The 9458-nt window shown below is 67.9% G+C and carries 9 protein-coding genes; 2 read left to right on the top strand and 7 right to left on the bottom strand.

The window, feature by feature from the left end:
- Positions 1-412: 412 nt before the first annotated feature.
- Together guaA and VFE28_09970 are read right to left on the bottom strand one after the other, a co-directional pair.
- On the bottom strand, positions 413-2275 hold the full coding sequence (gene guaA, locus VFE28_09975; protein ID HZM16320.1) for a glutamine-hydrolyzing GMP synthase: 1863 nt from the start codon (positions 2273-2275) through the stop codon (positions 413-415).
- 48 nt (positions 2276-2323) lie between these two features.
- Positions 2324-3241 carry a septal ring lytic transglycosylase RlpA family protein gene (locus VFE28_09970; GenBank protein ID HZM16319.1) on the bottom strand — a complete coding sequence of 306 codons (918 nt, stop codon included), beginning with the start codon at positions 3239-3241 and terminating at the stop codon, positions 2324-2326.
- Positions 3242-3551: 310 nt separating this feature from the next.
- On the opposite strand from VFE28_09970, the gene VFE28_09965 reads away from it, so the two are divergent.
- On the top strand, positions 3552-4553 hold the full coding sequence (locus VFE28_09965) for a Gfo/Idh/MocA family oxidoreductase (protein HZM16318.1): 1002 nt from the start codon (positions 3552-3554) through the stop codon (positions 4551-4553).
- Positions 4554-4563: 10 nt separating this feature from the next.
- On the opposite strand, the gene VFE28_09960 is transcribed toward VFE28_09965, so the two are convergent.
- Positions 4564-5985, bottom strand: coding sequence for a class II fumarate hydratase (locus tag VFE28_09960; protein ID HZM16317.1), 1422 nt, complete (start codon positions 5983-5985; stop codon positions 4564-4566).
- 166 nt (positions 5986-6151) lie between these two features.
- On the opposite strand from VFE28_09960, the gene VFE28_09955 reads away from it, so the two are divergent.
- A complete protein-coding gene (locus tag VFE28_09955; GenBank protein ID HZM16316.1) occupies positions 6152-6709 on the top strand; it encodes a DinB family protein in 558 nt (185 codons plus the stop codon).
- Here VFE28_09955 and VFE28_09950 read toward each other — a convergent pair.
- The 4 genes from VFE28_09950 to VFE28_09935 form a co-directional block, all read right to left on the bottom strand.
- Positions 6706-7281: a Spy/CpxP family protein refolding chaperone gene (locus VFE28_09950; GenBank protein HZM16315.1), complete on the bottom strand. Its 576-nt coding sequence runs from the start codon at positions 7279-7281 to the stop codon at positions 6706-6708. The genes VFE28_09955 and VFE28_09950 overlap by 4 nt on opposite strands.
- A 67-nt stretch (positions 7282-7348) precedes the next feature.
- Positions 7349-7843, bottom strand: coding sequence for a periplasmic heavy metal sensor (locus tag VFE28_09945; protein ID HZM16314.1), 495 nt, complete (start codon positions 7841-7843; stop codon positions 7349-7351).
- Positions 7844-7903: 60 nt separating this feature from the next.
- Positions 7904-8434, bottom strand: a complete 531-nt coding sequence (locus VFE28_09940; protein HZM16313.1) for a hypothetical protein — start codon at positions 8432-8434, stop codon at positions 7904-7906.
- A 158-nt stretch (positions 8435-8592) separates the two neighbouring features.
- Entirely contained in the window at positions 8593-9183 is a 591-nt protein-coding gene (locus tag VFE28_09935) for a sigma-70 family RNA polymerase sigma factor (protein HZM16312.1), read from the bottom strand.
- Positions 9184-9458: the final 275 nt, after the last annotated feature.

The raw sequence follows: 9458 nt of genomic DNA, 5'->3' as shown, positions 1-9458 counted from the left end.
CGACAGACAGGTTTGTTGGCCGCGGACTGCTGGAACCGCAGCGGCCAGCGAAGTGAGCATGAGACAATTCGCCGACCCCAGCGGACCCGACGCGGGCTTCGAGAACGGACGATTCCACATGGATGCGACCCTCCCCCGGCGATGCGGTCATCGTCGCGCGGGTATGGTCAGGGTCAAATCATACCACGCGCGAAACGGACGGACGGCCATGTTGGTCACGGGATGGAACGCGCCTCGGTTATTTCGTTCTGGACGGGGCGCAGTATCGCATCGGGTTGGCATCATGCGCGACCCATCCCCACTCCCAGTTCAGGTCGGCACTTGGAGCGGGCTGAAGCGGGCGTATCGTTGACGGTCGGAGGCTGGCGTCGAGGGCGAAGCCGAAGCGCTGTCGAAGGAATAGAAGGCGCCGTCACTCCCACTCGATGGTGGCGGGGGGCTTGGTGGTGACGTCGATGGCGAGGCCGCTCACCGCGTCGAAGCGCAGGAGGTCGCGCCGGAGCTCAGCGATGCAGGCGTCGCCGAGGGAACCGGGGCGGGCGGTCATGGCGCGCTCCGACAGCACCGGGCGCACCACCACGAGCTCCTCGCCGCGGCCATCCAGGCGGAGCGGTACCAGGACCGTGGGGCACTGCCAGATCTCCTGCATCAGTCCATGCCGCTCGAGAGCGCGCATGACGATGTCGTCGAGCTTGCGCAAGAGCTCGAGTCTCCGGCGGGTCACTGTCGCCGGGACGAGCTCGACGCGCCGTGGCAGCCGCCCGCTGCACTCGTAGAGGCAGCGATTGATGCCGTGCACGCGCTTGGCGAGGGACGTTGCCAGCGCCGTCAGGCGCTCCCAGCCCGGGTCGGGGCCGACGAGGAGCAGCGGGTGCTCGTAGCTACGCAGATCCGCCTTCACGCCCACCGAGCGCACGGGAAGTGGCAGGCAGCGTAACGCGGCGATCGCCGGCTCCCGTGACGCAGCCTCGCGCACAACGCGATCGCTCTCGTCTTGCAAACGGGAAGCGTCGTATTCCGGCGGGACCGAAGCGGCGCAGGCCACGCGGATTCCGAGGCCGGGGCCGGGGAACGGATGGCGCTCGAGGCTCGCCGGGTCGAGGCCGAAGGCGCGTCCGAGCTCCCGCACCTCGGTCTTGTAGAGGTCCCGGAGCGGTTCCACCACTTTGCCCTGCCGGATCATCGCCTCGATCAGCGGGACGCGATTGTGGTGCGTCTTGATGAGGTCGGCGCGCTTCGTGCCGCCGGTCTCGATGGTGTCCGGGTAGATCGTGCCTTGACCGAGGAGGGCGTGCTCCAAGTCCAGCTTCGCCGCCTCGCGCTCGAACACCGCGACGAAGGTATCGCCGATCGCCTTGCGCTTCGCCTCCGGATCGGTGAGCCCTTCGAGCGCTCCCAGGAACTCATCCGACGCATCGACGACGTGCAAGCTGGAGCCGAGCCCGAGGGCGTGCAGCGCTGCTGCCACACGGGCGCTCTCGTCCTTGCGCATGAGGCCGTTGTCGATGTGCAGGAGCTGCAAGCGCTCCGTCCCCAGCGCTCGCTGGAAGAGCAGCGCAGCGACGGTGGAATCGACGCCGCCCGAAGCCAGGAGCAGGACGTGCCGATCGCCCACCTCGTCGCGGATGGCGGCGGCACGCGCTTCGATCTGCTCGCCCACGGCCCAGTCCGCCTGGGCGCCGCAAATGCCGACGGCGAAGTTGTGGAGGATGCGCGCCCCGCACGGTGTGTCGTCCACCTCGGGGTGGAACTGCAGGCCGTACTGGCGCCGCTGTTCGCAGGCGATGGCAGCGTTGCGGTGCGACTGCCCGGCGTCGGCGCCACCGGTGGAGTAACCGAGTTCGACGAAGCCGCCGGCCAAGTGCGTCACCGTGTCGCCATGGCTCATCCACACGGGTTCCGCGGGAGCCAGACCGGCAAAGAGCGGCGAATCCGCCAGGCGGTGCAAGGTGGCGGCGCCGTACTCGCGCTGGGAATTCGCCACGCTGCCGCCAGCGTGCTTGGCGATTTCCTGGTGGCCGAAGCAAAAGCCCAGCACCGGCAAGCCCAGATCGAGCACCCCGCGGCTCCAGCCGGAGTCCTCGTCATGGGCGGAGAGTGCCGGACTCCCCGAGAGAATCAGGCCCTTGTAGTGGCGGAAGGAATCCGTCGGGTCGTCTGGATCGCGGATCTCGGCGCGCACACCGAGGGCGCGCACCTTCGTGGCGATGAGATGGGCGTACTGGCCGCCGAAGTCGAGGACGGCGATGGTGTCGTGAGTCTGGCTGTCGCGCACCGGAGAATCTTGCCTCGGCAGTTCGTGTTCGTCAAGGCATCGAGAGCATCACGGGTGCTTGCGGACGAAAGCGGTCTTACCGGAACGGGCGAGTTCCCGGGTGACCACCTCGGCCGCGTCGCTGTTTTCGAAGGGCCCGGCGAGGACGCGGTAGAGGTTCTCGGAGAATCCCACTTGCAGGGCCATTCCCAGGGAGCCAGAGTTCTGCAGCAGTTCTTGCGCGCCACGTTCGTCGCGGAAGGCACCGATCTGCACGAAATAGAGCGGAGCCTCGCCTTGGGCGCCACCGCTTGTCGCAGCCGCCGTCGTCGTGGGGTTGGGCGTAGCTGCCGTCGAGACCGCTGCCTGTGTCGGCGCTGCCGCCGGCGGCGTCCGCAGCGAGGACTCGGTGACGAATGCGGGCGCCGGTTCCTTGGGCGCTGGCGGAGCTGTGTCCTCCCCACTGGGAGCGGCGCTCGCAGCGGAAACAGCAATGTTCCGGCCCGGCGGCGGCGCCACCTTGGTGAGGCGCACCTTCGTCGTACCGTCCTTGCGGAAGCCCAGCACGTCGGCCGCCGCGCGGCTCACGTCGATGATGCGCCCGCGCGCGAAGGGACCGCGGTCGTTGATGCGGACGATCATATTCCGGTCGTTGTCGAGGTTGTGGACCCGCACCAAGCTCCCGAGCGGCAGGGTCGGGTGTGCAGCGGTCAAATTCGACGGATCGTAAGTCTCCCCCGAAGCCGTCGGACGACCCGCGAAACCGGGGCCATACCAGGATGCGACGCCCGTTTGGGTCCAGCCCGCATCGTTATCCTGCGCGAGCGCTGCAGCGCCGAGGCAGCAGGAAGCCAGCGCCAAAACACCCCACCAGGCGCGGAGTCGGTGCCGGCCAATCGACCATAAACAATTATGGGTCAAGATGTTATGCAACACCAGGCGCCGTCCGGCGTGATCGAACAGATGCGTACGTCCTTGCCCGTGCATCTTTTGCTCCAGACGTCCAGACGCGAAGTGCGGCGATGACTGCGAAGACCTTGGACTTAGATACTTCGGGTCAGGCTTCCTTGGCAACCCCAGATTTGTCTGGATGGGGCGATTCTCCCGCATGGGAAACAACGCGCCCCTGACCTCCAGATGACGTGCGGTGAAGCGAAAGTCGAGCCTGGAACTGCGGGTGGGCACTTGCGGCTGCAAGACCTGCGTACCCAAGGTCTGCTCCTTCACCCAGGGGTCTGTTTTACATCACCCAGATCCCGGCTTCATTAGAAGGGCCGGGAGTGGCTAGAATCCTCCCATGCTGCGAGTCGGTGTCATCGGCCTCGGCGTGCACGGTTTGCGCTACGCGCGCCACCTGGCTCGGGACGTTCCCGGAGCCACCCTGGCGGCGGTGTGCCGCCGGGACGGGCACCAGGCCGAGCGCGTGGGGCGCGAGTTCGGCGTGCCGCATTTCACCAACCCCGAGGCGCTCCTGGAGCACCCGGGTGTGGATGCCGTCGTCATCGTGACGCCGCCGCCCACGCATCTGCTGCTCGCGACGCTCGCCCTCGAGCGCAGCAAGCCGGTGCTCCTGGAAAAGCCGCTGACGCAGGCCCTCGACGAGGCCTACGAGCTCGAGCGGGTGGTGCAGGAGACGGGGACGCCGCTACTCCTGGGTCAAACGTTGCGCTACAACGTGTCGCTGCAGCTCGCGCGCGCGGAGCTGGATCGCGTCGGTCCAGTGCGCTCGCTGACCGCCTCGCAGCGCTTGCCGCGCACCAATCTGGCCTGGCAGAACACCGAAACCACGCACCCGCTGGGCTCGATCCTCAACACCGGCGTGCACCTCTACGATCTCGTACGTTGGCTCCTGGGCCTCGAGTTCGAGCGCATCTACTGCGTGGCGCACCGGGTGGAGAACCCGTTCCACGAGGATCTGTTCAAGGTGCTGGCGACGCTGCGCGATTCGGACACGCTCGTCGCCCTCGAGGTGGCCAAGTGCACGCAGTCGCGCTCGTCGAGCTTGGAGATCGTCGGGGAGCGCGGGCAGCTGTGGGTGGATTACCAGCTGGATCAAGTCGTGTACGTGGAGGGCAACGAGCGCACACTACTGCGCCAAGCCAAGCCCGAGCCTACGCTGCCGCCCTTGCTCGCGGATTTCGCCCGCTGCATCGAGCGCTTCGAGCCCATGCCGATCACCGTGCGCGACGGCCTCCGGAGCCTCGAGGTGGTCGAGGCCTGCTACCGCTCCCTCGCCGAGAGCCGGCACGAGTTCGTCTCGCGCCCGCATCGCGTCACCCCGCCGCGGGAGCAGGAGTGACGCGCCAAGCTCAGCCGCCGCCTCCGCCCACGTTCGCCCCGGGCTCCACCATTGTCGACGGGTCCAGCACCTTGTCGAGCTCGGCGGCCGAGCGCTTGGTCTCGCGCAGCGCCACCTGCTTCACCGTCTCCCCCGATTTCGCTGCCTTGTAGGCAATGGCCGCTGCCGCGTCGTAGCCGATCACGGGCGCCAAGGCGGTGCAGATCGCCAGACCCTTCTCCACCATCTCGGGCCCCTTCGGCGTCGCCTTCAGCCCGTTCACACATTGCCGCGCCATGTTCCGGCACGATGCCGCCAGCAGCTCCACCGACTGCAGGAGGTTGTGCGCCGCCACCGGCATCATCACGTTGAGCTCGAGAAGGCTGCCGGCCTGGCCCGCGATCGTCACCGTCGCGTCATTGCCGATCACCTGCGCGCACACCATCGTCATCGACTCGATGATGACCGGGTTCACCTTGCCCGGCATGATCGACGAGCCCGGTTGCACGGCCGGGATCTCCAGCTCGCCGATCCCGGCTCGGGGACCGCAGCCCATGAAGCGGATGTCGTTGCCGATCTTCATCAGGCTCACCGCGATCGTCTTCAACGATCCCGAGGCCTCGACGATCGCGTCGATCGTCGCCTGCGCCTGGAAATGGTTCTTCGTCTCGCTCAGTTCCAAACTGGTCCGCTGCCGCAGCTTGGCGATCACCTGGGAAGCGAACTCAGGGTGCATGCCGATGCCGGTGCCGACCGCCGTGCCCCCCAGCGGCAGCACGCACAGCTCCGCCAGCGCCTTCGACGCCCGCTGCCGCCCGTACTCCAGCTGGCCCGCGAAGCCCAGGAACTCCTGCCCGAGCCGGATCGGGGTCGCGTCCTGCAGGTGCGTCCGCCCTGTCTTGATGCTCTCCCAGAACTCCTTCGATTTCTTCCGCAGTGACTCCTCGAGCTCTTGCATCGCCGGCAGCAGCTCCTGCTGGATGGTGACCGCCGCCGCCAGCTGGATCGCCGTCGGGATCACGTCGTTCGAAGACTGCCCGCGGTTCACGTGGTCGTTCGGGTGGACCGGCTGGCGCGAGCCCAGCGGGCTGCCCAACGCCTCGTTGGCGACGTTCGCGATCACCTCGTTGGCGTTCATGTTCGTCGAGGTCCCGGACCCGGTCTGATAGATGTCGATCGGGAAGTCCACGTCGTGCTTGCCGTCGATCACCTTCTGCGACGCCGCAACGATCGCCTCCGCCAGCTTCGCCTCGAGCTGACCGAGATCCTTGTTGACCTCGGCGGCGGCCTGTTTGATCTGACCGATGGCGCGAATGAACGACCTGCCGAAGCGGAGACCGCTGATCGGGAAGTTCAACAGCGCCCGTTGGGTCGTCGCCCCGTAGTAGGCCGATGCCGGCACTTCCAGTTCGCCCATCGAGTCCTTTTCCTTGCGCATCCTCGGCGCGGTCATGCAACTCTCCTCTTCGGCGACCTGCCTTGCTCTCTTGCGACCTCTCGAGTCGTCCCCGCTCCCCGGCGGGGAGGGTACACGCGCCAGGCGCTGCAGAGAAGTCGCCGTCGGGGTTGCCACCAAGGCTCTCGGCGTCGAGAATCTGCGACGACGCGGAGGACGCCCGGTGCACCCACAGTTGCAAGCGATCACGGATGAATACGAGAGCGCCGGGGTACGCCTGCGCCGCCTGTTGGAGACCGTGCCTGCGGAACGCTGGGCGGAGCGACCCGCGCCGGAGCGCTGGTCCATCGCCGAGTGTGTCGGCCACCTGAACTTGACGACCGAGGGCTTTCGACCGCTTGTCGAGGCTGCCCTCGCCGAAGGGCGCCGGCGCGGCGGACCGGCGCCGGAGCACTACCGCCGGGATTTCGTCGGCTGGTTGATGTGGCGGACGGCCGGACCCCCGGCGCGGGTGCGAGTCAAGACCACGGCACGCTTCGTTTCCCAGAGCACCGCGCCGGCGAGGGGGCTGGTGACCGAGTTCGAGCGCTTGCAGGCGGAACAGCTGCGCTGGGTCGCGGCGGCGGACGGTTTGCCCCTCGGCTCACTGCAGATCACCAGTCCCTTCAATGCGCGCCTCAAGTACAACCTCTACTCCTTGCTCACCATCCTGCCACGGCACGAGCACCGCCATCTCTGGCAAGCCGAGCAAGCCTGGCAAGCCCTGCAGCAACGCTCCTAGAAGTCCAGGTCGCCGTCGTCGTCCCAGCCGCCCCGCATCCGAGGTCCCAGCGGGGAGCGCAGGCGCCGTTCGTGGGCGCGGGTTTGCAACAGTTCCTTCAACTCCGCGCGCTGCTTCGGCGTCAGCACCTCGCGCACTTGCATGCGCAGGTCGAAGGTCGCCGACTGGACCGCGGCGCGGGCCTCGAGCAGGTTCTGGTGCGCCCGGCGCAGCGCTTCGGCTTGCGCGTTGTCCTCCGCCATGAGGTCGTGCAGCTCGATGCGCGCTTCCATGAGCGCCTGTGTCTTCGGCATGATTTGCGCCGGAGCGCTCTTGCGGATCCCCTTGAGACGCGCCACCTGTTCGTCCGACAGCTTCAGTTTCTCTGCGGCGTCCAAGATGCCCGTGCCGATCCCGTCGACCTTGAAGTGAGCGTCATGGCCGGGATGACCCGGTTTGGGCGCCGCACCGGCGGTGTCGACAGAGCCGAGGAGGAGGGCGAGCAAGACCGCGGTGATCAGTGCAACACCGAGGAGCACGCGGTGCCGGTGTGCATGAGTGGGACCGCGAGGGGAGACGAGAGTCGGTTTCATGGTGGATCCTTTCGTTTCACAGTGGGGGCGTGGAAAGTGCAGTGATTCGTGCCCAGGCGCCGAACGTTCATTCATCCTCGTGTGGCCGGCCCCGGTCGTGACGGAAGCGCGGCCGGTCGATCGTCCAGCGCAGGTAGCGCTCGCGCTGCTCGGGTCGCAGGACGGCGAGCTCTGCCAGCATGGCTTCGGCGCTCAAGCTGTCGAGACGGATCTGAGCCTGGGAAACCTGGGCGCGGGCGAGGCGGGCGCTCGGCGCATCGGCACGGCGCAGGGCCTCGCGGAACTCGCGGCGGGCGAGGAACAGGTCGTGCCGCGCCGCCTGGAGCTCCGGACGCACGGCGCCCAAGTGCTCGTGCAGTGCCCTCCTCTGCGCCGGTTCGAGCCGGAGGGCCCGACCCATGATCGCGTCCCGCCGGCCCTGCCAGCGCGGCGAGAAGTCGGCAGGCCGACCGCCGCGCTCCTCGCTCACGGTTTCGCGCGCGCGCACGACGGCGATGGTGACGAAGGCCAGGTTGAGTCCCAGCGAGAACAGCAGCAGCAAGCGTCCGAGGTGGCGTCTCATCCTGTGCTCCGCGGACTGCACATGCGTCTCATAGTGCTCGCCTCGATCCGAAGGCGCAGTTCATCGAGAATCATCCGTCGCTTGCTGGGGCGCTCCGATCGAATCCTGGTTGTCCTGTCCCTGGGCAGCGGCGTCCGGCGCGAAGCTTTCCCCATACATGTCGATCAACCCTGCATCCGTTCCTTCGAGGAGACTCGCTTCCGCGTAGGGTGCGGCGGGCTCTGCGTCGCCACGCGGCGGTGTGAGCCAGAGGCCGAGAAGGAATCCGGCGATCCCGGTGGCCCAGGCAGTGGCGACCGCGGGCTGGGTGAGGACGCCCAGGAGGCGGGCAGCGGCGGAGAATGGCTGCGGCACCCGGTCGAGGAGCTTCGGTTCTTCGAGCCTCGCCGCCACGCCGCTCCAGAGGTCCGCAGCTCCCGGAACATGGGCTGCTTCGCTCCGCCCGAGGTCGCGGAGGAGCTGGCTCACTTGCTGCAACTCGTTGAATTCGAAGGCACAGGCTTCACAGGAGCGGATGTGCTCGAGGACCTGCGGCGATTCCGGACGGGCTGCGATTCTGAGCCGTTCGAACTCCAGGCACCGTGCGGCCACGGGACTCTCCCTTCTCCTTGTACAGCCCAATCCGCAACGGGTCGATTCCCGTCGCTCGCTCTTTCGCCACCAGTCCGGCTGGCGGGTGATTGTCGGGCGAAGGGGAACACCGCCGGACGCGAGGACGAGGTCACTCGACGACCGCCAGGCCCTCCGACCTACGGGCGGAGATCACGCAGGAGTGTGCGCAGCGTCCGCGTCCCCCGGGCGAGGAGCGACTCCGCCGCGTGCGGGCTCGTTCCAAGGGCCGCCGCGATGTCAGCGACCGGCATGTCCTCGTAGTAGCGCAGCAGCACCGCCAATCGCTGCCGCGCCGGGAGGCGCGACATCGCCCAGGCGAGGGCCCGGCGCATTTCCTCTGCCTGCAGCGCGCTCTCGGGAGCGAAGGAGGGCGGTGCAGGCAGGGAGGCGAAGATCTCCTCGGGGCGCGAGCTCGGTTCGCCGAGGAGCAGGGAAACGACTTTCCGCCGCCGCAACTCTTGTCGCGCCAGGTTGCCGGCGATGCGGAAGAGCCAGGCAGGGAAGCGGCCCTGGGCGCGATAGCGCGGCGCCGCACGATGGACGCGGAGGAAAGTCTCCTGGGCGAGATCTTCGGCGTCGCGGCTCGATGCCAGGGCTCGTTGCAGGAAGGCGAGCACCCGCGGCCCCCAGCGCTCGACGAGGACGCGGAGCGCTTCGCGGTCGCCGCGACCCGCAGCTTCGACGAGGGCATCGTCCCCCCGTTCGTGCAGAGGTGCGCTCGGCTCCACGCGCCCAGGCTACTCGGAGTGCAAGGCTCCGGGCCAGGTCAAACGGCTTGCTTCGCCGTCGACAGGGTGTGCACGACTCCTTAGACTCCAGCCGCACATGGCAGGAGTCGCGACGTTCATCCGCAGGTACTGGATTCCCCTCGGTATCGCCGCCGCTGGCGCGGCGCTCCTCGTCTTGCACGCCCTGGTTCTGCGCCGAATCTTCCTCGGCAACTCGGTGGACGATGCCTACATCTCCTACCGCTACGCCGACCACCTGGTGCGCGGGCTCGGGC

This window comes from Candidatus Krumholzibacteriia bacterium, assembly GCA_035649275.1.
Classification (GTDB): domain Bacteria; phylum Krumholzibacteriota; class Krumholzibacteriia.
Note: the sequence above shows the minus strand (reverse complement) of the source record. Positions and strands in the feature narration are given on the sequence as shown.

What these genes read in the sequence shown, in the direction of transcription:
- VFE28_09970 (HZM16319.1), bottom strand. Translation starts at nt 3,241, where the DNA reads ATGCACGGGCAAGGACGTACGCATCTGTTCGATCACGCCGGACGGCGC.
- VFE28_09965 (HZM16318.1), top strand. Translation starts at nt 3,552, where the DNA reads ATGCTGCGAGTCGGTGTCATCGGCCTCGGCGTGCACGGTTTGCGCTAC.
- VFE28_09960 (HZM16317.1), bottom strand. Translation starts at nt 5,985, where the DNA reads ATGACCGCGCCGAGGATGCGCAAGGAAAAGGACTCGATGGGCGAACTG.
- VFE28_09950 (HZM16315.1), bottom strand. Translation starts at nt 7,281, where the DNA reads ATGAAACCGACTCTCGTCTCCCCTCGCGGTCCCACTCATGCACACCGG.
- VFE28_09945 (HZM16314.1), bottom strand. Translation starts at nt 7,843, where the DNA reads ATGAGACGCCACCTCGGACGCTTGCTGCTGCTGTTCTCGCTGGGACTC.